This window comes from Streptomyces omiyaensis (assembly GCF_014650895.1).
GTDB lineage: Bacteria > Actinomycetota > Actinomycetes > Streptomycetales > Streptomycetaceae > Streptomyces > Streptomyces omiyaensis.
Genome location: NZ_BMVV01000002.1, coordinates 244,708 through 267,592, shown reverse-complemented (window position 1 = coordinate 267,592; position 22,885 = coordinate 244,708). Strand labels below are relative to the sequence as shown.

Here is a 22,885-nt window from a genome sequence, read left to right as displayed (position 1 = left end):
GCGTACTCAGATCGCGGCCGGTTCCTCCTCCGGCTCCGCCTCGCCGACGAAGGTGCGCCACAGGGACGCGTACCGGCCGTCCCGGGCGAGGAGCTCCTCGTGGCTGCCGTCCTCGGCGACCCGGCCGTGGTCCATGACGACCACCCGGTCCGCGCGGGCCGCGGTGGTGAGGCGGTGGGCCACGATCAGGGTGGTGCGGCGGCCGGACAGGCGCTCGGTGGCGGCGTTCACCTGGGCCTCGGTGGCGAGGTCCAGGGCGGCCGTGGCCTCGTCGAGGAGGAGGACGTCCGGGCCGACCAGCTCGGCCCGGGCCAGGGCGATCAGCTGCCGCTGGCCGGCCGAGAGGTTCCGGCCGCGCTCGGCGACCTCGTGGAGGTAGCCGCCGTCCAGGGTGGCGATCATCTCGTGCGCGCCGGCCGCGCGGGCCGCCGCCTCCACCTCGGCGTCGGTGGCGCCGGGCCGCCCGTAGGCGATGGCGTCGCGGACCGTGCCGGCGAAGAGGTACGCCTCCTGGGGGACGACGCCGAGCCGGTGCCGGTACGAGGTGAGGTCGAGGTCCCTGAGGTCGGCGCCGTCCGCGGTGACCCGGCCCGAGGTCGGGTCGTAGAAGCGGGCGACCAGCTTGACCAGGGTCGACTTGCCGGCGCCGGTCTCGCCCACGAAGGCGACGGTCTGCCCGGCCGGGATCCGCAGGTCGATGCCGGTCAGCGCGGCCTCCTCCGTGCCGTAGGCGAAGGAGACGTCCTCGAAGGCGATCTCGCCGCGCAGCGACAGCACCTCGCGCGGCTCGTCGGCGGCGGCCGTCGACGTCGGCTCCCGGAGCAGCTCCTGCATGCGGCCGAGGGAGACGGCGGCCTGCTGGTAGCCGTCGAAGACCTGGGAGAGCTGCTGGACGGGGGCGAAGAAGAGGTCGATGTAGAGGAGGTAGGCGACGAGGGCGCCGGTGGTGAGGGTGCCGGCCTCGATCCGGTTGGCGCCGACGATCATGACGGCCGCGGCGGCGGCCGAGGAGAGCAGGGTGACGAACGGGAAGTAGACCGAGATCAGCCACTGACCGCGCACGCGCGCGTCCCGGTAGGCGTCGCCGCGCTCGGCGAACCGGGCCGCGCCCTCCCGCTCCCGGCCGAAGGCCTGCACGATCCGCAGGCCGGCGACGGACTCCTGGAGGTCGGCGTTGACCACGCTGATCCGCTCGCGGGCCAGCTCGTACGCCTTCACGCTGGAGCGGCGGAACCAGTACGTGGCCAGGGCGAGGACCGGCAGGGTCGCGAAGACGACCAGGGCCAGCTGGAGGTCGAGGACCAGCAGCGCCACCATGATCCCGAAGAAGGTGACGACCGAGACGAAGGCGGTGACCAGGCCCGTCTGGAGGAAGGTCGACATGGCGTCGACGTCCGTCGTCATCCGGGTCATGATCCGGCCGGTGAGCTCGCGCTCGTAGTAGTCCAGGCCGAGCCGCTGGAGCTGGGCGAAGATCTTGAGGCGGAGCGCGTACAGGACGCGCTCGCCGGTGCGGCCGGTCATCCGGGTCTCGGCGGTCTGCGCGGCCCACTGCACGAGGACGGTGACGAGCGCCAGGGCGGAGGCGGCCCAGACGGCGCCGATCGCCAGCCGGTTCACGCCCTCGTCGATGCCGTGCCGGATCAGGACCGGGAGGAGCAGGCCGGCGCCGGCGTCGAGGGCGACCAGGCCGAGGCTGATGAGCAGGGGCGCGCCGAAGCCGCGCAGCAGCCGGCGGAGCCCGTAGCTCGCCTCCGGCTCGACGGCCCTGGCCTCGTCCACGTCGGGGGTGTCGGCGGCGGACGGCAGGGCGGCGACGGCGGCGAGGAGCTCGGGGGTGGCGCCGGCGGTCTCGGTCTTCCGGCCGGGGGCCTCGTCCCGCACCCACAGCGCGGGGGTGATGCCCCGCTCGGCGTCGAACTCGGCGTCCAGCTCGGCCCGCAGGCCGTCGTCCTCCCGCGGGCCCGTCCCGGCCTCCGGGTCCGTCCCGGCCTTCGGGAGGTGGCCGGGGGAGACGCCGCCCAGCTCGTCGGGGTCGGTGAGGAGGCGGCGGTAGAGCGCGGAGCGCTCCTCCAGCTCCTCGTGGGTGCCGAGGTCGGCGAGGCGGCCGTCGTCGAGGACGGCGATCCGGTCGGCGAGGCCGAGGGTGGACCGGCGGTGCGCGATGAGCAGGGTCGTGCGCCCCGCCATGACGGACCTGAGGGCCTCGTGGATCTCGTGCTCGACCTTGGCGTCCACGGCGGAGGTGGCGTCGTCGAGGACGAGGAGGCGGGGGTCGGTGAGGAGGGCGCGGGCCAGTGCGACCCGCTGGCGCTGGCCGCCGGAGAGGGTCAGGCCGTGCTCGCCGACCTTGGTGGCGTAGCCGTCCGGCAGCTCGGCGATGAAGCGGTCGGCGCGGGCGGCCCGGGCGGCGGCCTCGACCTGCTCGTCGGTGGCGTCGGGGACCCCGTAGGCGATGTTGGCGCGGACGGTGTCCGAGAAGAGGAAGGAGTCCTCCGGGACCATGCCGATGGCGGCCCGCAGCGACTCCAGGGTCAGCTCGCGGACGTCGTGGCCGCCGACGAGGACGGCACCCCGGTCGACGTCGTAGAAGCGGGGCAGCAGGAGGGAGAGGGTCGACTTGCCGGAGCCGGAGGCGCCGACGAGGGCGACGGTCTCGCCGGCCCGCAGCTCCAGCGAGAACCCGTCCAGGACGGGCTTCCCCTCGCCGTAGCCGAAGCTCACGCCGTCGAACTCGACGGTCGCGGGGGCGCCGGCCGGCAGCTCCCGGGTGCCGTCCTCGATGGCGGGCTCGGTGTCGATGAGCTCGACGACCCGCTCCACGCCCGCGCGTGCCTGCTGGGCGACGGTGAGGACCATGGCGAGCATCCGGACCGGGCCGACCAGGGAGGCCAGGTAGGCGGAGAAGGCGACGAAGGTGCCGAGGGTGATCTGCCCCCGGTAGGCGAGCCAGCCGCCGAGCGCGAGGACGGCGACCTGGCCGAGGGCGGGGACGGCCTGGAGGGCGGGGGTGTAGCGGGAGTTCAGCCGGACGGTCCGCAGCCGCGCGGCGAACAGCCTGCGCCCCGCCTCCCGGATCTTGCCGGTCTCCTGCTCCTCCTGGCCGAAGCCCTTCACGACCCGGACGCCGGTGACGGCCCCGTCGACGACGCCGGCCACCCCGGCGGCCTCCTGCTGCGCGGCCCAGGTGGCGGGGTGGAGCCGGGTGCGGCTGCGCTTGGCGATCCACCAGAGGGCGGGCGCGACGGCGAGCGCGACGAGGGTCAGCGGGATCGACAGCCAGGCCATGACGGCCAGCGAGATCAGGAACAGCAGCACGTTCCCGATCGTCATCGGCAGCATGAAGAGCAGGCCCTGGATGAGCTGGAGGTCGCTGGTGGCACGGCCCACGACCTGCCCGGTGGACAGCTCGTCCTGCCGCCGCCCGTCGAGCCGCAGGATCGTCCCGTACATGTCGTCCCGGAGGTCCCGCTGCACGTCGAGCGCGAGCCGCCCGCCGTAGTAGCGCCGGACGTAGGTCAGCGCGTAGACCAGCACGGCGGCCCCGAGGAGCACCCCGGTCCAGACGCCCAGGGACCGCGTCCCGGCCCCGATCACGTCGTCGATGATCACCTTGGTGATGAGCGGCACCAGCGCGAGCAGCGCCATCCCGGCCAGCGACGAGCCGAGCGCGAGCACGACGTCCGTCTTGTACCGCCAGGCGTACGACCACAGTCGCCGCGCCCACCCCTGTTCCCGCTGTCGCCCCACCACCGCCACGTGGCGCCTCCCGTTCCCGTCCTGGTCTACCGGAAGGCGACAACGTGGCCGACGTGCGATTTCATCCCGCCGCAACGAAGACCGGGCGGAGGCCCCAGGACCCCGGGGTCAGCCGAGCACCTGCCAGCAGCCGCAGTACGTCACGAGTCCGGCCCCGGCCGCGAGGGCGCAGAAGACGGCGAGGGCGGTCCCCGCCGGCCACCCCTTGCGGCGCCCCGCGGGCCCCCGGGCGTACTGCACGCCGCCGTATCCGGCGACGGCCAGCAGACCGGCGCCGGCCGTGACGGTCCCGACCGGGCTCGCCGCGTACGCCGCCGTCCCGAGGAACGCGACGCCGAGGAGGAGCCCCACGGCCACCAGGCACACCAGCGCCTCCAGCACGAACTCCCCGACGCATTCGCCGATGAACCTGCCGACCTTCCCCAGCACGCGCATACCGGATCCCCCCGCGGACCTCGCGGGGCCCGGCCGGGCCCCGCGAGAAGAGGGACCTCCGGGAGGGCGGGGAAGTTGCCTCCGCGGTCCGCTCAGAGGTGGGTCGGTTCGAACATCCTCAGGAGGGCGGGGAGGACGACCACCGAGGGGCCGGGGGTGGCGAGGGACTTCGCCAGGTCGGCCGCCAGGGCTTCGGGGGTGGTGAGGGTCGCGGGGACGCCGAAGGACTCGGCGAGGGCGACGAAGTCGGGGCGGGCGAGGTCGGTGCCGGTGGCCGCCCCGTAGGCGTCCGTCATGTACTCGCGGAGGATGCCGTAGCCGCCGTCGTCGACGATCAGCCAGGTGACGTCGAAGCCGTACTGCTTCGCCGTGGCCAGCTCCGCGATCGAGTACATCGCGCCGCCGTCGCCGGAGACGGCGAGGACCGGGGTGGTCGGGTCGGCGGCGGCCGCGCCGAGGGCGGCCGGGAGGGCGTAGCCGAGGCCGCCGGCGCCCTGCGCGGAGTGCATCGTGTTGGGGTGCCGGGCGTCGAAGGCGGACCACGCCCAGTAGGCGAGGATCGTCATGTCCCAGAAGCCGGGGGCGCGGGGCGGCAGCGCCTCGCGGACCGAGGCCACCAGCCGGTGCTCCAGCTCCAGGTCCTGCGCGGCGAGGCGCGCCGCGACCTTGTCCAGAACCGCGCGGACCCGGACCGGGGCGGTCGCGTCGGTGCGGTCCCCGGCGGTCTCCAGGAGCGCCTGGAGCGCGAGCCGGGCGTCCGCGTGGATGCCGAGCGCCGGGTGGTTGGACTCCAGCTTGCCCGCGTCCGCCTCGATCTGGATCACCCGGCCGCGCGGGGCGAAGGTGTGGTAGTTCGAGGACAGCTCGCCGAGGCCGGAGCCGACGACGAGGAGGACGTCGGCGTCCTCCAGGAAGTCGGTGGTGTGCCGGTCCTCCAGCCAGGACTGGAGGGAGAGGGGGTGCGTCCAGGGGAAGGCGCCCTTGCCGCCGAAGGTGGTGACCACGGGCGCGTCCAGCTTCTCGGCGAGCGCGCGGAGCTTGCCGGAGGCGTCGGAGCGGACGACCCCGCCGCCGGCGATGATCGCGGGCCGTTCGGCCGTGGACAGCAGGTGCGCGGCGAGCGCCGTCAGCTCGGGGCGCGGGACGACGTCCTCGGGCGTGGCGTCCATGGCCGTGACCACCGGCAGCGTCGTCTCCGCGGTGAGCACGTCCTGCGGGATCTCGACCCAGACGGGGCCGTGCGGGGCGGTGAGCGCCGACTCCCAGGCCGCGGCGAGGGCGGACGGGATCTGGGACGGGGTGCGGGCCGTGTGGACGGACTTCACGACGTCCCGGAAGCTGGCCTGCTGGTCGCGGAGCTCGTGGAGGTAGCCGTGCCGCCCGCCGCCGAGGCCGGCGGCGGGGATCTGGCTGGCGATGGCGAGGACCGGCGCGGAGGCGGCGGCGGCCTCCTGGAGCGCGGCGAGCGACATCAGGGCGCCGGGGCCGGTGGAGAGGAGCAGGGGGGCGGCCTCTCCGGTGATCCGGCCGTAGGCGTCGGCGGCGAAGCCCGCGTTGTTCTCGACGCGGAGGCCGACGTAGCGCAGCGACGAGCGGCGCAGGGCGTCGAACACGCCGAGGGCGTGCTGGCCGGGGAGGCCGAAGACCGTGGTGGCGCCGAGGCCGGTGAGGGTCTCGACGACGAGGTCGCCGCCGGTCCGCCCCGGGGGCGGGTTGAGGGCGGCCTCCGTCTGCGCGGGCGTCGGGCGCAGGACCAGGTCGTGGTCGTGGGTCATGTGCGGGTTCCCCTGGGCGTCGAGGTCGGGCGTGCGCGAGGGGCGCCCGGCCGGGCCGGGCGCCCCCGGGAAATTATCGGCTCGCCGCGATCTGCCGGCTCATGATCGTGGTCAGCTCGTACGCGGTGTGCGAGGCGGCGACCGCGGTGATCTCGGCGTGGTCGTAGGCCGGGGCGACCTCGACGACGTCGGCGGAGACGAGGTTGCAGGAGGAGAGGCCGCGGAGGATCTCCAGGAGCTCGCGGGAGGTCATGCCGCCCGCCTCCGGGGTTCCGGTGCCGGGGGCGTGGGCCGGGTCGAGGCAGTCGATGTCGATGGAGATGTACAGCGGGCGGTCGCCGATGCGCTGGCGGAGCTGGTCGGCGACCTCGTCGGCGCCGCGGCGGTAGATGTCCGCGGAGGTGACGATGCCGAAGCCCATCTTCTCGTCGTCGGTGAGGTCCTGCTTGCCGTAGAGCGGGCCGCGGGTGCCGACGTGGGACAGGGCCTCGGTGTCGAGGATGCCCTCCTCGACGGCGCGGCGGAACGGGGTGCCGTGGGTGTACTCGGCGCCGAAGTAGGTGTCCCAGGTGTCCAGGTGGGCGTCGAAGTGGAGCAGGGCGACGGGGCCGTGCTTCTTGGCGACCGAGCGGAGCAGCGGGAGGGCGATGGTGTGGTCGCCGCCGAGGGTCATCATGCGGGCGCCGGTGCCGAGGAGCTCGTCGGCGGCGGCCTCGATGGTCTCGACGGCCTCGTTGATGTTGAAGGGGTTGACGGCGATGTCGCCGCCGTCGGCGACCTGCGCGAGGGCGAAGGGGGAGGCGTCCTGCGCCGGGTTGTAGGGGCGGAGCAGGCGGGAGGCCTCGCGGATGGCGTTGCCGCCGAAGCGGGCGCCGGGGCGGTAGGAGACGCCGCTGTCGAAGGGGACGCCGACCACGGCGATGTCGGCGGTGCCGACCTCGTCGAGCCGCGGCAGCCGGGCGAACGTCGCGGGACCGGCGTACCGCGGGACGCGGGACGAGTCGATCGGTCCGCGCGGGGTGTTCTGGTCGCTGCTCATGGGCGGTGCCTCCTGGGCTGTCGTCGGGGTGCGGCTCGACCGTAAATCGCCCGGAAGCCACATTGAAGTGTACTTTTCCTCCACTGAAGGGGCCGGAGATGTACGGAAGGACCATGCCGTGACGCTGTCGGATCCGCTCGCCGCTCCCCCGGCGCCCCCGGTGCCGCTCGCCGCGCTGCTCGCCCGCCGGGAGCTGGGCCTGCGGCTGCTCGCCGGGCCGGAGGAGGTGGCCCTGCACTGGGTGCACACCTCGGAGATGGCCGACCCGTATCCGTACCTGCTCGGCGGCGAGCTGCTGATGACGGCGGGGGTGCAGCTGACGGACCCGGCGCGGTACGTGGAGCGGGTGGTGGAGGCGGGGGCGGCGGCGCTGGGCTTCGGGGTGACGCCGGTGTACGACACGGTGCCGGCGGAGCTGGTCGCGGCCTGTGCCCGGCACGGGCTGCCGCTGATCGAGGTGCCGCCCGAGACGCCGTTCACGGCGGTGGCGCGGGCGCTGTGGCGGCTGATGGCGGAGGCCCGGCTGCGCGAGCTGCGCCGGGTGACGGAGGCGCAGCAGTCGCTCGCCACGGCCGCGGCCCGGCCGGCGCCGGTCCCCGCGGTGCTGGGCGCGCTCGCCTCACGGCTCGGCGGCCGGGCGGTGCTGTTCGCGGCGGACGGCACCGAGTCGGCGGCGGCGGGCCGGGAGACGGGCCCGGAGGCGGCCCGGGCGCTCGCGGAGCTCGCCGGGGTGGTCGGCCCCCGGCCGGGCGGTCCGGCCTCGGCGAGCGGCGAGGGCGGCGGGCTGAAGCTCGCGGCGTACGCGCTGGGCGGCGGCGACGGGCTCGCCCTCGGAGTGGCGACGGAGCGCCGCGACCCCGGCGACCACACGGTCGCCGGGGTCGCGGTGGTGCTGCTGTCGCTGCTGACCGCCCCGCACCGGGCGACCGCGGTGTCGGTGCGGGACGGGGCGCTGACCCGGCTGCTGCTGGGCGCCCCGGCGGCGGAGGCGGCGGCGTCCCTCTCGCCGGGCCCGTGGACGGTGGTGCACGCCCGGGGCGGCGACGGCACCCCGTTCGCCGCGGCCGCCCTGGCCGCGGAGCTGGGCACGGACCTGGTGGACGCGGGGCCGACGGTGCGGCTCCTGCTGCCGCCGGGCGCCGCGGCGACCGCCCGGCCCGGCTGGACGCTCGGCGCGAGCGCCCCCGCCGCCCCCGACGGGCTGCCGGCGGCGGACGCCCAGGCCGCGCGGGCGCTCCGGCGGGCGGAGGCGACCCGGGCGTCCCTGGTGCGCCACCGCGCGGACGGCGGCCTGGCCGGCCTGGTGGACCCGGCCGAGGCCGCCGCGCACGCCCGCGAGCTGCTCGCCCCCCTCAGCGGCCCCCAGGCGGAGACCCTCCGCACCTGGCTTTCCCTGCACGGCAGCTGGGACCGGACGGCCGCCGCGCTGGGCGTCCACCGCAACACCGTCCGGCAGCGGATCGCCCGTTGCGCGGTCCTCCTCGGCCGCGACCTGGACGACGCGGACGCGCGGATGGAGCTGTGGTTCGCGCTCCGGTGAGGGCGGGGTCAGTACAGCTTGTTCACCGCGGTCTTCGTCGTGGTGCGGAAGGCGGTCAGCGGGGCGTCCTCCAGGTCGCCCATCTGGCCCCAGCGGACGAGGGTGACGGTGCGGCCGTCGCGGCCGACGGAGAAGAGGTGGATGTCGGTGTTGCCGACCTGCGGGTCGGCGGTGTCCAGGCTGTAGACCCAGGCGCCCTCCTCGACGGCGAGCTTGCCGTGGTAGGCGCTGACGGCGTGCAGGCCCGGGTTCTGCCGCTCCAGGAGGGGGCCGCAGCCGGCGAGGGCCTTGCGGAGGGTGTCGACCAGCTTCACCGCGTCGGCCTCGGTGCGGGCGACGGTGGTGACCTGGACGCCGTTGGTGTCGAGCTCGGTGCTGAACTCGCGGTAGCGGGTGTTCTGCGCCGGGATCTTGTACGGGGCGCAGAGGACGCCGCCGTTCTCCGGGACGCCGTTGAAGACCGGGGTGGCGGTCCACGGCGTGGACGACTTCGGCATCTGGGAGGCGGAGAGGAAGGCGGGCTGGGCGGCGGCCTGGGCCGGGGCCGTGGCGAGGGCCGCGAGGCCCAGGGCGGCGGTGGCGGCGGTGGCGAGTGCGGTACGGAGCTTGTTCATGGTGGTGGATCCCCCGTCGGGTGGTTCGGTCAGTGCTCGACCAGCGTGGCCGCCGGCGCCCGCCGTCTGCAACGGTGACGCGCCCGCCCTCCGTCCCGGAACCATTCCACCCCTGCTGACGTGCAAGGACGTGAAGGGTGGGACGCAGGGGCGAGGGGGATGGAATGCCGAAGGACGCCGCCGTCGAGGAGTTCGCGCGGCTCGTGCGGGCGCTGAAGGCGCGGGACGGGCGGAGTTACGAGGCGCTGGGCCGGCGCCTGAGCGTCAGCGCGTCCACCCTCCACCGCTACTGCTCCGGCGCGACCGTCCCGGAGGAGTTCGCCGTGGTCGACCGCCTCGCCCTGCTGTGCGGGGCGGACGGGGAGGAGCGGCGGGCCCTGGAGGCGGCCTGGGCCCGCGCGGACGGCGCCCGCCGCCCTCCGGCGCCGGAGCCGGAGCCGGAGCGGGAGGAGCCGGAACCGGAGCCGGAGCGCGGCCCGGAGCCGGAGCGCGGCCCGGAGCGGGAGCCCCGCCCCGAGCCGGATCCCGCCCCGGTCCCGGAGGCCGTGCCCGCGTCCGAGCTGGCCCCCGTGCACGCGCGCGTGCCGGGCCTCCCGTCCGGGCGGCGGCGCCGCCGGTGGGGGTGGGCGGGCGTGGCCGGCGGGGCGCTGGCGGTCGTGGGGGCGCTGACGCTCGGAGCCGTACTCCTGCCCGGGAAGGCCCGGGAGCGGGGCGCCGAACCGCCGGTGCCGCCGCCGCTGACGTGGACCGTCGCCTCGCACCTCTGGCAGAACGGGTGCGGGCACACCTACCTCGTGGAGCGGAGGCCCGGTCCGCCGCCGGAGGCGGCCGACGCGCGGAGCTGGGCGGTGGCCCGGGGGGCCGTGCACGGCGGGGAGACGCTGGTGCGGCTGTCGGTGCAGGGGAAGGGCGCCGCGGCGGTGGTGCTCCAGGGGCTGCACGTGCGCGTGGTGGAGCGGGGGACGCCGCTGCCGTGGGCGGGGTACCGGATGGACGAGGGGTGCGGCGGGGCGGTGACGCCGCGCCGCTTCGAGGTGGATCTGGACCGGCCGAGGCCGGTGGCGCGGGCGCGGGACGGGTACGACGCCTCCGGGGAGGAGGGCCGGACGCTCCCGGCGGTCTCCTTCCCGTACGCGGTCACCGCCGCCGAGCCGGAGGAGCTGCTGGTCTCGGCGCGGACGGCGGGGTGCGACTGCCGCTGGTACCTGGAGCTCGAATGGAGCTCGGAGGGGCGGAGGGGGACGGTGCGGATCGGGGACGAGGAGGGGGCGCCCTTCCGGACGAGCGGGGTGGCGGGAGGGCCGGTGTACGCGTACGACTCGGCGGGACGGACCTGGATCACAGGCGAGGAGTCTGGACAGGGTGGGTGACCGCTGGGTAACTTCGGAGGAGACAGACTGAGCAAGCGCTTAGACAACTGGCCCGCACACCCGGAGGAGTCGCACCGTGCGCCGTACCGTATTCGACGAGGACCACGAGGCGTTCCGGGAGACCATCCGGGCCTTCATCGAGGCCGAGGTCGTCCCCGTCTACGACGAGTGGTTCGCCGCCGGCCAGGCGCCGCGCGACTTCTACCACAAGCTCGGCGAGCTGGGCATCTTCGGCATCAACGTGCCGGAGGAGTTCGGCGGCGCCGGCCTCGACACCCACAAGTTCGAGGCCGTCCTCTACGAGGAGACCTCCCGCGCGGGCGTGCAGTTCGGCGGCTCCGGCGTGCACGTGCTGCTCGCCCTGCCGTACATCAAGATGCTCGCCACCGGCGACCAGAAGAAGCGCTACCTGCCGAAGTTCGTCTCCGGCGAGGAGATGTGGGCCCTCGCGATGACCGAGCCGGGCACCGGCTCCGACGTCGCGGGCATGAAGACCACCGCCAAGCTCTCCGAGGACGGCACCCACTACGTCCTCAACGGCGCCAAGACCTTCATCACCGGCGGCGTCCACGCCGACCGCGTGATCGTCTGCGCCCGCACCTCCGCGCCGTCCGAGGACGACCGCCGCTTCGGCATCTCGCTCTTCGCCGTCGACACCAAGTCCGAGGGCTACTCCATCGGCCGCAAGCTCGACAAGCTCGGCCTGAAGACCTCCGACACCGCCGAGCTCGCCTTCGTCGACGTCAAGGTCCCGGTCGAGGACCTGCTCGGCGAGGAGGGCAAGGGCTTCTACTACCTCGGCCACAACCTCGCCTCCGAGCGCTGGGGCATCGCCTTCGGCGCCTACGCCCAGGCCAAGGCCGCCGTCCGCTTCGCCCAGCAGTACGTGCAGGAGCGCACCGTCTTCGGCAAGCCGGTCGCCCACTTCCAGAACACCAAGTTCGAGCTGGCCGCCTGCCAGGCCGAGGTCGACGCCGCCGAGGCCGTCGCCGACCGCGCCCTGGAGGCCCTGGACGCCGGCGAGCTGACCCCGGCCGAGGCGGCCTCCGCCAAGCTCTTCTGCACCGAGGTCGCCCACCGCGTCATCGACCGCTGCCTCCAGCTGCACGGCGGCTACGGCTACATGAACGAGTACCCGATCGCCCGCCTGTACGCGGACAACCGCGTCAACCGCATCTACGGCGGCACCAGCGAGATCATGAAGTCGATCATCGCCAAGAGCATGGGCCTGTAAGTGCCCGAAGCGCCCTCCGCACTGGATGACCTGCTCGCCCTGCTCGACCTGGAGCGGATCGAGCAGGACATCTTCCGGGGACAGTCCCGGTCCGCGATCGTCCCCCGCGTCTTCGGCGGCCAGGTGGCCGCCCAGGCGCTGGTGGCGGCGGGCCGGACCGTCCCCGCCGATCGTCTCGCCCACTCCCTGCACGCGTACTTCCTGGTGCCGGGCGACCCGGGCGCGCCGATCGTCTACGAGGTCGACCGGATCCGCGACGGCCGCTCCTTCACCACCCGGCGGGTCGTCGCGATCCAGCACGGGCAGCCGATCTTCCACCTCTCCGCCTCCTTCCAGGCGTACGAGGAGGGGCTCGACCACCAGGACGCGATGCCGGCCGCGCCCGATCCGGAGTCGCTGCCGACCGCCGAGGAGATGCTCCCCCGGCACCTGCCGGAGGGCGTGGCCCGCCGGCTCGTCGAGGCCCGCGCCGCCGTCGACCTGCGGTACGCCGACACCCCGCCCTGGGGCTCCGTCGGAGAGCCGCGCGAACCGCGCTCGCAGGTGTGGTTCCGCACCAACGGCAAGCTGGCCGACGACCCCCTGCTCCACGTCGTCCTCGCCACCTACGTCTCCGACATGACACTGCTGGACTCGGTGCTGCTCGCCCACGGGCGGGGCGGCTGGGCCGTCGGCGACGTGGTCGGCGCCTCGCTCGACCACGCCATGTGGTTCCACCGGCCCTTCCGGGCCGACGAATGGCTCCTCTACGACCAGGAGTCGCCGTCCTCCTCCGGCGGACGCGGCCTCGGCCAGGCCCGGATCTGGACCCGGGACGGGCGCCTGGCGATCTCCGTCATCCAGGAGGGTGTCGTTCGCGTCCCGCGCCACTGACCGGACATACCGTCCGATGTCATGACGGACGGGACGGATGTCAAGGACGGGAACGGCGAGAGCACCTTCACGGTGGTCGTGGCGGCGGGCGCGAACCTCGGGATCGCGGTCGCCAAGGCCGTCGCCGGAGTGATCAGCGGGTCGAGCGCGATGCTCTCGGAGGCCGCGCACTCGGTGGCCGACACCGTCACCGAGGCCATGCTGCTCACCGCGCTCAAGCGGAGCGAGAAGCCCGCCGACGAGGACCATCCCGTCGGACACGCGGGCGAGCGGTACGTGTGGGCGATGCTCGCCGCCGTCGCCACCTTCGTCGGCGGCGCCGTCTTCTCGGTCTACGACGGCATCCACACCCTCACCCACGGCGAGGAGCTCGGCGACCCGCTCGTCTCCTACGTCGTGCTCGCCGTCTCCTTCGTCCTGGAGGGCTTCTCCCTGCGGACCGGCGTCAAGCAGGTCAGGGCGGAGGCGGAACGGATGCGGGCGCCGTTCGCCGAGTACCTGCGGCTGACGCCGGACACCACCGTGAAGGCGGTCGTGCTGGAGGACGCGGCCGCCCTCGCCGGTCTGATGCTCGCCGCGGGCGGCCTGCTCGGCGGCCAGATCACCGGCTCCGGCGTCTGGGACGGCGTGGCCTCGATCCTCATCGGCTGCCTGCTCGTGTACGTGGCCTGGACGCTGGGCCGCGCCAACGCCCAGCTCCTCATCGGCCGCCCGCTCCCCCCGGCCATGCGCGCCGGGGTGCGGGAGGAGCTGCTCGGCGTCCCGCACGTGGCGGAGGTCCTGGACCTGGTCACCCTGATCCAGGGTCCCGGCGAGGTGCTGATCGCCGCGAAGATCGACTTCCGGGACGCGGTGTCGGCGGCCGAGGTCGAGCGGGCCTGCGAGCAGGCGGAGCGCCGGCTGCGGGCCCGCTTCCCCTCGGTGCGCCGGGTCTACCTCGACCCCACGCCCGGCTGAGGCGCCGGTGTCAGCCCAGCAGCCCGGCGGCGTTCAGCAGGTAGGCGGTCATCGGCTCGTAGAAGCGCGGGTCCACGACGTGGTCGTCGAGCGGGACGGTCACCTTCATCGTGCCCTCCGCCTCGGCGCAGAAGAGCGCGGGGTCGTTGCAGTCCGCGTAGCCGACCGAGTCGATCCCGCGCTGGGCGGCGCGGCCGGCCCAGCCGTGGTCGGCGACGACGAGGTCCGGCGCGGCCTCGCCGAGCAGGGCGAGGCCGTCGAGGATCGCGTTCATCGGCTCGGGCGAGTGGGTGTGCCAGAGGCTGGCGCCCCGCTCGAAGACGGCGACGTCCGCGAACTGCACCACGTACCCCTCGTCGGCGGTCAGCCCGCCCGGGATCCGCACGATGTCGCAGCCCTGCGCCCGGAGCGCGGCGGCGACCCGGCCGTGCGCGTCGATCAGCGCGCCCGGGTGGCCGGTCGCGAAGAGCACCCGCTGCCGGCCGGCGGCGGCCTCCTTGAGCCGGGCGGCCATCCGGTCCAGGGCGTCGACGGTCAGCTCGGGGTCGATGGTGTCCTGGCCGGCCCGGTGGGCCGGGTCGTCCACGACGCCGCAGCGCTCGGCCATCACGGCCAGCACGTCCTGCTCGTCCGCCCACCGGTCGCCGAGCTCCAGACCGAGCCAGTAGTGCCGGTCGCCGTTGGCGAGCTTCCGGTAGTGGTCCAGGTTGTTCTCGCGGGGCGTGGCCACGTCCCCCGCGATCCGGCTGCGGAGGAGGTGCTCGACGAGGGCGTCACGGCTGAGTATCGGCATGCGGCTCATTCTGCCGCGCGCCCGCCGCGCCCGGGGCGGAGTCTCAGGGCGCCGGGGTGTCCAGGGCGCGCAGGGCTCCGTGGGCGAGGTTCCGCAGGAGGTGTTCGAGGGCCTCGCGGGAGAGCGGGGTGCGCAGGTGGGGGGTGGAGTTGAGCAGTCCGAAGACCGCGTGGACCGCCGCCCGGACCTCCGGTTCGCCCGCCGCGGGGTGGAGGGCGCGCACCACGTCCACCCACAGCTCGACGTACTGCCGCTGGAGCTGCCGGACCCGCTTGCGGTCCTCGTCCTTGAGGCGGTCGAGCTCGCGGTCGTGGAGGGTGATGAGCGGCCGGTCGTCGAGGGCGAAGTCGATGTGCCCGTCGATGAGGGAGGCGAGCAGGGCCTCCGGGTCGCCGTCGGAGGCGGCGGCCCGCAGCCGTCCGCCGTCGAGCAGCCGCTCGCTGATGCCGACGAGCAGCTCGGCGAGCATCGCGTCCTTGCCGGGGAAGTGGCGGTAGAGGCCGGGGCCGCTGATGCCGACGGCGGCCCCTATCTCGTCGACGCCCACGCCGTGGAAGCCGCGCTCGGCGAAGAGGCGGGCGGCCTCCTTGAGGATCTGCTCGCGGCGGGTCGGCGCGTCCGTCCGGGTCGGGCTCGTGGTCATGAATTCGATTCTAGACAACCCGGTTAGCGGTCGTTAACCTGAGGCGCGTACGTTAACGCTCATTAACCGGACAAGGGAGATCGGTCGATGCAGCAGGCACCTGTGCTGTCGAGTGCGGCGGATCCCGCCTCGCCGGCCTGGCGGGCCAACGAGGCGGCGCACCACGAGCTGGCCGCGACCCTGCGCGCCAAGCTCGCCGAGGCCGCGCTCGGAGGCGGCGAGAAGTCCCGGGCGCGGCACACCGCGCGCGGGAAGCTGCTGCCGCGCGACCGGGTGGACACCCTCCTGGACCCGGGCTCGCCGTTCCTGGAGCTGGCGCCGCTGGCGGCGCACGGCATGTACGGCGACCAGGCCCCGGCGGCCGGCGTGATCGCGGGCGTCGGGCGGGTGAGCGGCCGCGAGTGCGTGATCGTCGCCAACGACGCCACGGTCAAGGGCGGCACCTACTACCCGATGACGGTGAAGAAGCACCTGAGGGCCCAGGAGGTCGCGCTCGACAACCGCCTCCCCTGCCTCTACCTCGTCGACTCGGGCGGCGCCTTCCTGCCGATGCAGGACGAGGTCTTCCCGGACCGCGAGCACTTCGGCCGGATCTTCTACAACCAGGCCCGCATGTCCGGCGCCGGCATCCCGCAGATCGCGGCCGTCATGGGCTCCTGCACGGCCGGCGGCGCGTACGTCCCGGCGATGAGCGACGAGGCGGTGATCGTCCGGAACCAGGGGACGATCTTCCTCGGCGGCCCGCCGCTGGTGAAGGCGGCGACCGGCGAGGTCGTCACGGCGGAGGAGCTGGGCGGCGGCGAGGTCCACTCCCGTGTCTCCGGCGTCACCGACCACCTCGCGGAGGACGACGCCCACGCGCTGCGGATCGTGCGGAACATCGTGGCGACCCTCCCTGAGCGGGGCCCGCTCCCCTGGTCGGTCGAGCCGGCCGAGGAGCCGAAGGTCGACCCGTACGGGCTGTACGGCGCGGTCCCGGTCGACTCGCGCACCCCGTACGACGTGCGCGAGGTGATCGCCCGGGTGGTGGACGGCTCCCGCTTCCAGGAGTTCAAGTCCGAGTACGGGCAGACCCTGGTCACCGGCTTCGCCCGGATCCACGGGCACCCGGTCGGCGTCGTCGCCAACAACGGCATCCTGTTCGCCGAGTCCGCCCAGAAGGGCGCGCACTTCATCGAGCTGTGCGACCAGCGCGGGATCCCGCTGGTCTTCCTCCAGAACATCACCGGCTTCATGGTCGGCAAGGCCTACGAGCACGGCGGCATCGCCAAGCACGGCGCCAAGATGGTCACGGCGGTCGCCACCACGCGCGTGCCGAAGCTGACGGTCGTCGTCGGCGGCTCCTTCGGCGCGGGCAACTACTCGATGTGCGGCCGGGCCTACTCCCCCCGCTTCCTGTGGATGTGGCCGAACGCCAAGATCTCCGTGATGGGCGGCGAGCAGGCCGCCTCGGTCCTCGCCACGGTCAAGCGCGACCAGCTCGGGGACGCCTGGAGCGCCGAGGAGGAAGCGGCCTTCAAGGCGCCGATCCGCGAGCAGTACGAGACGCAGGGCAGCGCCTACTACGCGACCGCCCGCCTCTGGGACGACGGTGTGATCGACCCGCTGGAGACCCGCCAGGTGCTGGGTCTCGCGCTGACCGCCTGTGCCAACGCGCCCCTGGGTGACCCCCAGTTCGGCGTCTTCCGGATGTGAGGACCACGACGATGCAGCAGATGTTCGACACCGTCCTCGTCGCCAACCGGGGCGAGATCGCGGTCCGCGTCATCCGCACCCTGCGGGCGCTCGGCGTCCGCTCGGTCGCGGTGTACAGCGACGCCGACGCCGACGCCCGGCACGTGCGGGAGGCGGACACGGCGGTACGGATCGGGCCCGCGCCGGCCTCGGAGTCGTACCTCTCCGTCCCCGCCCTCCTGGAGGCGGCCCGCCGCACCGGCGCGCAGGCCGTCCACCCCGGCTACGGCTTCCTCGCGGAGAACGCGGCCTTCGCGCGCGCCTGCGCCGGGGCCGGGCTCGTCTTCATCGGGCCGTCCGCCGAGGCCATCGCGCTGATGGGCGACAAGATCCGGGCCAAGGAGACGGTGAAGGCGGCCGGCGTGCCGGTCGTCCCCGGCGCCGCCGACCCGGAGATCGCCGAGGCCGCCCGCGAGCTGGGCGCGCCGGTCCTGCTCAAGCCCAGCGCGGGCGGCGGCGGCAAGGGCATGCGCCTGGTGCGGGACCTGGCGGTCCTGGACGAGGAGATCGCGGCGGCCCGCCGGGAGGCGCGGGCGTCCTTCGGGGACGACACGCTGCTGGTGGAGCGGTGGATCGACCGGCCCCGGCACATCGAGATCCAGGTCCTGGCGGACACGCACGGGAACGTGGTGCACCTCGGCGAGCGCGAGTGCTCGCTCCAGCGCCGCCACCAGAAGATCATCGAGGAGGCGCCGAGCGTCCTCCTCGACGAGGAGACCCGCGCGGCGATGGGCGCGGCGGCCGTCGAGGCGGCCCGCTCCTGCGGCTACGTCGGCGCGGGCACGGTCGAGTTCATCGTCCCGGGCGGCGACCCGTCCGCGTACTGCTTCATGGAGATGAACACCCGCCTCCAGGTCGAGCACCCGGTCACGGAGCTCGTCACCGGCCTGGACCTGGTGGAGTGGCAGCTGCGGGTGGCGGCCGGCGAGCCGCTCTCCTTCGGCCAGGAGGACGTCCGCCTCGACGGCTGGGCGGTCGAGGCGCGGATCTGCGCCGAGGACCCCTCCCGCGGCTTCCTGCCGTCGGGCGGCACGGTGCTGGCGCTGGACGAGCCGGCGGGCGACGGGGTGCGCACCGACTCCGGTCTCCTGGAGGGCTCCGAGGTCTCCTCCCTCTACGACCCGATGCTGTCGAAGGTCATCGTCCACGCGAAGGACCGTCCGACGGCGCTGCGGAAGCTGCGCGGGGCCCTCGCGGAGCTGACCACCCTCGGCGTCCCCACCAACGCGGGCTTCCTGCGCCGGCTCCTCGCCCACCCGGACGTGGTGTCGGGGGCGATGGACACCGGCCTGGTCGAGCGGGACGCCGAGTCCCTGGTCCCGCGGGGCGTGCCGGACGAGGTGTACGCGGCGGCGGCGGCCGTCCGGCGGGCGGAGCTGGCGCCGCGGCCGCGCGACGGCTGGACGGACCCCTTCGACGTGCCGAGCGGCTGGCGCCTCGGCGGCACGCCCCGGCCGCTCGCCTTCCCGCTGCGGGTGGCGGGGGCCGAGCCGGTCGCCGTCACGGCCCCCGCCGACGCCCGCGTCACCCCCACCGGGGTCACCGTCACCGTCGACGGGGTCACCCACTCCTTCCGCCGGGCGGGCGCCTGGCTGGGCCGGGAGGGGGACTCCTGGCACGTCGTGGACCACGACCCGGTCGCGGCCGCGCTCTCGGGCGCCCGGCACGGCGGGGCGGACACGCTCGCCGCGCCGATGCCCGGCACCGTCACGGTCGTGAAGGTGGCGGTCGGGGACGAGGTGGAGGCGGGTCAGAGCCTGCTGGTGGTCGAGGCGATGAAGATGGAGCACGTCATCTCCGCCCCGCACGCCGGCACCGTCACCGAGCTGGACGTCGCGCCCGGCTCGACCGTCGCCATGGACCAGGTCCTGGCGGTCGTCGCGCCCCGCGAGGAGGACGCGGAATGACCCTCCCCATGACCGTCCCCGACCCGTCGCTGCCGGCCCGGGTCCGGATCCACGAGGTGGGCCCCCGGGACGGGCTGCAGAACGAGAAGACGGCCGTCCCCACCGAGGTGAAGGCGGAGTTCATCCGCCGGCTGGCCGCCGCCGGCCTCTCGACCGTCGAGGCGACCAGCTTCGTGCACCCGAAGTGGGTGCCCCAGCTGGCTGACGCCGAGACGCTGTTCCCGCTCGTCAACGGCCTTCCCGTACGCCTCCCGGTCCTGGTGCCGAACGAGCGCGGGCTCGACCGGGCGCTCGCGCTCGGCGCCCGCGAGGTCGCCGTCTTCGCCTCCGCCACCGAGTCGTTCGCCAGGGCCAACCTCAACCGGACCGTCGACGAGGCGCTCGCGATGTTCGAGCCGGTCGTCATCCGGGCGATAGAGGCGGGCCTGAGGGTCCGCGGCTATCTGTCGATGTGCTTCGGCGACCCCTGGGAGGGCGCCGTCCCCGTCGAGCAGGTCGTCCGCGTCACCCGGGCGCTCGCCGACATGGGCTGCGACGAGCTGAGCCTCGGCGACACCATCGGCGTCGCCACCCCGGGCCACGTCGGCGCGCTGCTGACCGGCCTGGCGGAGGCCGGGGTGCCGGTCTCCCGGCTCGCCGTGCACTTCCACGACACCTACGGGCAGGCGCTCTCCAACACGCTGGCCGCGCTGCGGCACGGCGTGACCGTCGTGGACGCCTCCGCGGGCGGCCTCGGCGGCTGCCCCTACGCCGAGTCCGCCACCGGCAACCTCGCCACCGAGGACCTGGTGTGGATGCTCGACGGCCTCGGCATCGAGACCGGGGTCGACCTGGCCGCCCTCACCGCCACGAGCGTGTGGATGGCCGAACAGCTGGGGCGGCCGAGTCCGTCCCGTACCGTCCGCGCGCTCTCCCACAAGGAGTCCTGATCATGTCCCTCGACCACCGGCTCTCCGCAGAGCACGAGGAACTCCGCCGCACCGTCGAACAGTTCGCCCACGACGTGGTGGCGCCGAAGATCGGCGACTACTACGAGCGGCACGAGTTCCCGTACGAGATCGTCGCCGAGATGGGCCGCATGGGCCTCTTCGGCCTGCCGTTCCCGGAGGAGTACGGCGGCATGGGCGGCGACTACCTCGCCCTCGGCATCGCCCTGGAGGAGCTGGCCCGGGTCGACTCCTCGGTGGCGATCACGCTGGAGGCGGGCGTCTCGCTGGGCGCCATGCCGCTCCACCTCTTCGGCACCGAGGAGCAGAAGCGGCAGTGGCTGCCGAAGCTGTGCGCCGGCGAGATGCTGGGCGCCTTCGGCCTGACCGAGCCGGGCGCCGGCTCGGACGCGGGCGGCACCCGCACCACGGCGGTCCGCGACGGCGACCAGTGGGTCGTCAACGGCTCGAAGTGCTTCATCACCAACTCCGGTACGGACATCACGGGTCTGGTGACGGTCACCGCGGTCACCGGCCGCAAGCCCGACGGCCGGCCGCTGATCTCCTCGATCATCGTCCCGTCCGGCACCCCCGGCTTCACGGTCGCCGCCCCCTACTCGAAGGTCGGCTGGAACGCCTCGGACACCCGTGAGCTCTCCTTCGACGACGTGCGCGTCCCGGCGGAGAACCTGCTCGGCGAGGAGGGCCGCGGCTACGCGCAGTTCCTGCGGATCCTCGACGAGGGCCGGGTCGCCATCGCGGCGCTCGCGACGGGCCTCGCCCAGGGCTGTGTCGACGAGTCGGTGAAGTACGCGAAGGAACGTCACGCCTTCGGCCGGCCGATCGCCGACAACCAGGCCATCCAGTTCAAGATCGCCGACATGGAGACGCGGGCGCACATGGCCCGCATCGGCTGGCGGGACGCGGCCTCGCGGCTGGTGCTCGGCGAGCCCTTCAAGAAGGAGGCGGCGGTGGCGAAGCTGTACTCGTCGACGGTGGCCGTCGACAACGCCCGGGAGGCCACCCAGATCCACGGCGGCTACGGGTTCATGAACGAGTACCCGGTGGCCCGCATGTGGCGCGACTCGAAGATCCTGGAGATCGGCGAGGGCACCAGCGAGGTCCAGCGGATGCTGATCGCGCGGGAGTTGGGCCTCGGCGCCTGACCCGTCCGCGGACACCCGGGCCCGTCGCCCCTCCGGGGGCGGCGGGCTCCGCCGTACCCGACGGCGCGCCGTCACGGCAATGTGACGCAGTCCTCGGTGCCCCGGCCCTGCAGATCGCTATGAGGTTAGGCTAACCTACCCTCGACTTGCCCAGGCCGACCCCGGCACGTACCGAAAGCGACCCCGCCATGCCCAGCAACGCCCGAGCCACCTCCCTCACCCGCCGCGGCATCCTCGCCGCGGGCGGCGCCCTCGGGCTCGGCGCCGCGCTCGCCGCCTGCGGCGACGGCGACAAGAAGAAGGACTCCGGCTCCTCCGCTTCGGCCAAGTCCGGCTCCTGGGAGTTCAAGGACGACCGCGGCCAGACCGTGAAGACCGCGGCGACGCCGAAGAACATCGTCGCCTTCACCGGCATGGCCGCCGCCCTCAAGGACTTCGGCGTCGAGGTCGCCGGCGTCTTCGGCCCGACCTACGTCGAGGACCCGAAGACCAAGGAGCGCAAGCCCGACGTCCAGGCGGGCGACCTCGACATCACCAAGGTCAAGGTCCTCGGCAACGTCTGGGGCGAGTTCAACATCGAGGAGTACCTCAAGCTCCAGCCCGAGGTCCTCATCACCGACATGTGGGAGAAGGACGCCCTCTGGTACGTGCCGGAGGAGCAGAAGGCCAAGATCGCGAAGATCGCCCCGAGCGTCGCCCTGTGGGCCTCCGGCAAGTCGATGCCGTCCGTCCTCCAGCGCCACGCCGACCTGGCCGCCTCGCTGGGCGCCGACGTGAACAGCGAGCAGGTCAAGAAGGACAAGGCCCGCTTCGAGGCGGCCGCCGAGCGCCTGCGCAAGGTCGCCCAGGGCAAGAAGGACATCAAGGTCCTCATCGGCTCCGGCGCCCCGGACACCTTCTACGTCTCCACCCCGGTCCGCCCGACCGACACGCTCTTCTTCCAGGAGCTGGGCCTCACCCTCGTCACCCCGACGAAGCTGGACCCGTCCGGCTGGTTCGAGCTCCTCAGCTGGGAGAACGTCGACGCCTACAAGGCCGACGTCATCCTCCTCGACAACCGCACCGGCACCCTCCAGCCCGAGCAGCTGAAGGCCAAGCCGACCTGGGCCGCGCTGCCCGCCGTCAAGGCCGGCCAGGTCTTCCCGCGCGTGACCGAGCCGATCTACTCCTACGCCAAGTGCGCCCCCCTCCTGGAGGACCTGGCCACCGCCCTGGAGAACGCGAAGAAGGTGGCCTGACCCGATGGCGAACGCCGAGACCGCCCCGTTCCAGTTCTTCTCCCTCCAGGTCGACCGGACGCGGCGGCTCGGCCCGTCCCTGATCCGCGTCACCTTCACCGGCGAGGAGCTCAAGGGCTTCGCCGCCGGGGGCCGCGACCAGTCGCTCTCGCTCTTCCTGCCGCACCCCGGGCAGGAGGCCCCGGTCCTGCCGCCGCTGGACGAGCCGGACATGTACGCGATCCTCGGAGCCTGGCGGGCCATGCCCGACGACGTCCGGGCCGTGATGCGCTCGTACACCGTCCGCGAGCAGCGCACCGGGCCGGTGGACGAGATGGACATCGACTTCGCCGTCCACGAGGACGGCGGGCCGGCCTGCCGCTGGGCGCAGCGGGCGGAGCCCGGTGACCGGGTGGTCGTCCTCGGCCCGGCGGTCGCCGACAACACCGCCGTCCGCTTCCGGCCGCCGGAGGGCACCGACTCGGTGCTGATCTGGGCGGACGAGACGGCGCTGCCCGCCGCCTCCGCGATCCTGGAGTGGCTGCCGGCCGGGACCCGGGCCCGGGTCTTCCTCGACGTGCCCCGCTCCGGCGACCGGACGGAGCTCGTGACGGAGGCCGACGCCACGGTCACCTGGCTGGTCCGGGAGGAGGGCGCGCCCTCCGGCCTGGAGGCGGTCACGGCGGCGGAGCTGCCAGGGGAGGCGCCGTACGTGTGGATCGCGGGCGAGTCCGGCGCGGTCAAGGCGCTGCGGCGGCACTTCGTGCGCGAGCGCGGGATCGACCGGCGCCGGGTGACCTTCGTGGGGTACTGGCGCAAGGGGCTGTCGGAGGACGCCCTGCGCGAGGTGCCGGACGAGACGACGCAGGACGCGGCGCAGGACGGCGCCCCGCAGTAGGCGGA

Annotated in this window: 18 protein-coding genes; 11 read left to right on the top strand and 7 right to left on the bottom strand. The window is 74.2% G+C overall.

Translation table 11 applies throughout. The annotated features are described in order from the left end of the window. Positions 1–6 precede the first annotated feature (6 nt). From IE287_RS04155 to speB, 4 genes are all read right to left on the bottom strand, one after another. Positions 7–3,759, bottom strand: a complete 3,753-nt coding sequence (locus tag IE287_RS04155; protein WP_373307799.1) for an ABC transporter ATP-binding protein — start codon at positions 3,757–3,759, stop codon at positions 7–9. A gap of 108 nt (positions 3,760–3,867) precedes the next feature. Then, the gene (locus IE287_RS04150) at positions 3,868–4,194 is read right to left on the bottom strand and encodes a hypothetical protein (RefSeq protein ID WP_189847491.1); all 327 of its coding nucleotides are present in this window, start codon (positions 4,192–4,194) and stop codon (positions 3,868–3,870) included. Positions 4,195–4,286: 92 nt separating this feature from the next. After that, positions 4,287–5,969: a thiamine pyrophosphate-binding protein gene (locus IE287_RS04145; protein WP_189847490.1), complete on the bottom strand. Its 1,683-nt coding sequence runs from the start codon at positions 5,967–5,969 to the stop codon at positions 4,287–4,289. A gap of 73 nt (positions 5,970–6,042) precedes the next feature. Beyond that, a complete protein-coding gene (gene speB / locus IE287_RS04140; protein ID WP_189847489.1) occupies positions 6,043–7,008 on the bottom strand; it encodes an agmatinase in 966 nt (321 codons plus the stop codon). 124 nt (positions 7,009–7,132) lie between these two features. On the opposite strand from speB, the gene IE287_RS04135 reads away from it, so the two are divergent. Beyond that, positions 7,133–8,548 (top strand): PucR family transcriptional regulator, encoded by a 1,416-nt coding sequence (locus tag IE287_RS04135; protein WP_229883292.1) that lies wholly within the window; start codon positions 7,133–7,135, stop codon positions 8,546–8,548. A gap of 8 nt (positions 8,549–8,556) precedes the next feature. Here IE287_RS04135 and IE287_RS04130 read toward each other — a convergent pair whose 3' ends face one another. Then, positions 8,557–9,162 carry a hypothetical protein gene (locus tag IE287_RS04130; protein ID WP_189847488.1) on the bottom strand — a complete coding sequence of 202 codons (606 nt, stop codon included), beginning with the start codon at positions 9,160–9,162 and terminating at the stop codon, positions 8,557–8,559. A gap of 164 nt (positions 9,163–9,326) precedes the next feature. Between IE287_RS04130 and IE287_RS04125 the strand changes: the two genes are divergently transcribed. The 4 genes from IE287_RS04125 to IE287_RS04110 all read left to right on the top strand — a co-directional run bounded on the left by IE287_RS04125 (position 9,327) and on the right by IE287_RS04110 (position 13,596). After that, positions 9,327–10,532, top strand: a complete 1,206-nt coding sequence (locus IE287_RS04125) for a helix-turn-helix domain-containing protein (RefSeq protein WP_189847487.1) — start codon at positions 9,327–9,329, stop codon at positions 10,530–10,532. Positions 10,533–10,608: 76 nt separating this feature from the next. Next, positions 10,609–11,766, top strand: coding sequence for an acyl-CoA dehydrogenase family protein (locus IE287_RS04120; RefSeq protein WP_189847486.1), 1,158 nt, complete (start codon positions 10,609–10,611; stop codon positions 11,764–11,766). Then, positions 11,767–12,639: an acyl-CoA thioesterase gene (locus tag IE287_RS04115; RefSeq protein WP_189847485.1), complete on the top strand. Its 873-nt coding sequence runs from the start codon at positions 11,767–11,769 to the stop codon at positions 12,637–12,639. Positions 12,640–12,660: 21 nt separating this feature from the next. Continuing rightward, complete coding sequence (locus tag IE287_RS04110; RefSeq protein ID WP_189847484.1) at positions 12,661–13,596, top strand: cation diffusion facilitator family transporter; 936 nt, start codon at positions 12,661–12,663, stop codon at positions 13,594–13,596. Positions 13,597–13,606: 10 nt separating this feature from the next. Here IE287_RS04110 and IE287_RS04105 read toward each other — a convergent pair whose 3' ends face one another. Then, positions 13,607–14,389 carry a phosphatase gene (locus IE287_RS04105; RefSeq protein WP_189847483.1) on the bottom strand — a complete coding sequence of 261 codons (783 nt, stop codon included), beginning with the start codon at positions 14,387–14,389 and terminating at the stop codon, positions 13,607–13,609. Positions 14,390–14,432: 43 nt separating this feature from the next. Beyond that, positions 14,433–15,032 carry an SACE_7040 family transcriptional regulator gene (locus IE287_RS04100; protein ID WP_189847482.1) on the bottom strand — a complete coding sequence of 200 codons (600 nt, stop codon included), beginning with the start codon at positions 15,030–15,032 and terminating at the stop codon, positions 14,433–14,435. Positions 15,033–15,119: 87 nt separating this feature from the next. Between IE287_RS04100 and IE287_RS04095 the strand changes: the two genes are divergently transcribed. From IE287_RS04095 to IE287_RS04070, 6 genes are all read left to right on the top strand, one after another. Next, on the top strand, positions 15,120–16,727 hold the full coding sequence (locus tag IE287_RS04095; protein ID WP_189847481.1) for a carboxyl transferase domain-containing protein: 1,608 nt from the start codon (positions 15,120–15,122) through the stop codon (positions 16,725–16,727). 11 nt (positions 16,728–16,738) lie between these two features. Beyond that, entirely contained in the window at positions 16,739–18,673 is a 1,935-nt protein-coding gene (locus tag IE287_RS04090; RefSeq protein WP_189847480.1) for an acetyl/propionyl/methylcrotonyl-CoA carboxylase subunit alpha, read from the top strand. Then, complete coding sequence (locus IE287_RS04085; RefSeq protein WP_189847479.1) at positions 18,670–19,602, top strand: hydroxymethylglutaryl-CoA lyase; 933 nt, start codon at positions 18,670–18,672, stop codon at positions 19,600–19,602. Before IE287_RS04090 ends, IE287_RS04085 begins: the two co-directional genes overlap by 4 nt. 2 nt (positions 19,603–19,604) lie before the next feature. After that, positions 19,605–20,765, top strand: a complete 1,161-nt coding sequence (locus IE287_RS04080) for an acyl-CoA dehydrogenase family protein (RefSeq protein WP_189847478.1) — start codon at positions 19,605–19,607, stop codon at positions 20,763–20,765. Positions 20,766–20,953: 188 nt separating this feature from the next. Beyond that, a complete protein-coding gene (locus IE287_RS04075; protein ID WP_189847477.1) occupies positions 20,954–22,003 on the top strand; it encodes an ABC transporter substrate-binding protein in 1,050 nt (349 codons plus the stop codon). Positions 22,004–22,007: 4 nt separating this feature from the next. Next, complete coding sequence (locus IE287_RS04070; RefSeq protein ID WP_189847476.1) at positions 22,008–22,880, top strand: siderophore-interacting protein; 873 nt, start codon at positions 22,008–22,010, stop codon at positions 22,878–22,880. Positions 22,881–22,885: the final 5 nt, after the last annotated feature.

Excerpts from the sequence above, each read along its gene's own strand:
- IE287_RS04150 (WP_189847491.1), bottom strand. The coding sequence starts at position 4,194 with ATGCGCGTGCTGGGGAAGGTCGGCAGGTTCATCGGCGAATGCGTCGGG.
- IE287_RS04145 (WP_189847490.1), bottom strand. The coding sequence starts at position 5,969 with ATGACCCACGACCACGACCTGGTCCTGCGCCCGACGCCCGCGCAGACG.
- speB (WP_189847489.1), bottom strand. The coding sequence starts at position 7,008 with ATGAGCAGCGACCAGAACACCCCGCGCGGACCGATCGACTCGTCCCGC.
- IE287_RS04130 (WP_189847488.1), bottom strand. The coding sequence starts at position 9,162 with ATGAACAAGCTCCGTACCGCACTCGCCACCGCCGCCACCGCCGCCCTG.
- IE287_RS04125 (WP_189847487.1), top strand. The coding sequence starts at position 9,327 with ATGCCGAAGGACGCCGCCGTCGAGGAGTTCGCGCGGCTCGTGCGGGCG.
- IE287_RS04110 (WP_189847484.1), top strand. The coding sequence starts at position 12,661 with ATGACGGACGGGACGGATGTCAAGGACGGGAACGGCGAGAGCACCTTC.
- IE287_RS04105 (WP_189847483.1), bottom strand. The coding sequence starts at position 14,389 with ATGCCGATACTCAGCCGTGACGCCCTCGTCGAGCACCTCCTCCGCAGC.
- IE287_RS04100 (WP_189847482.1), bottom strand. The coding sequence starts at position 15,032 with ATGACCACGAGCCCGACCCGGACGGACGCGCCGACCCGCCGCGAGCAG.
- IE287_RS04095 (WP_189847481.1), top strand. The coding sequence starts at position 15,120 with ATGCAGCAGGCACCTGTGCTGTCGAGTGCGGCGGATCCCGCCTCGCCG.
- IE287_RS04090 (WP_189847480.1), top strand. The coding sequence starts at position 16,739 with ATGCAGCAGATGTTCGACACCGTCCTCGTCGCCAACCGGGGCGAGATC.
- IE287_RS04085 (WP_189847479.1), top strand. The coding sequence starts at position 18,670 with ATGACCCTCCCCATGACCGTCCCCGACCCGTCGCTGCCGGCCCGGGTC.
- IE287_RS04080 (WP_189847478.1), top strand. The coding sequence starts at position 19,605 with ATGTCCCTCGACCACCGGCTCTCCGCAGAGCACGAGGAACTCCGCCGC.
- IE287_RS04075 (WP_189847477.1), top strand. The coding sequence starts at position 20,954 with ATGCCCAGCAACGCCCGAGCCACCTCCCTCACCCGCCGCGGCATCCTC.
- IE287_RS04070 (WP_189847476.1), top strand. The coding sequence starts at position 22,008 with ATGGCGAACGCCGAGACCGCCCCGTTCCAGTTCTTCTCCCTCCAGGTC.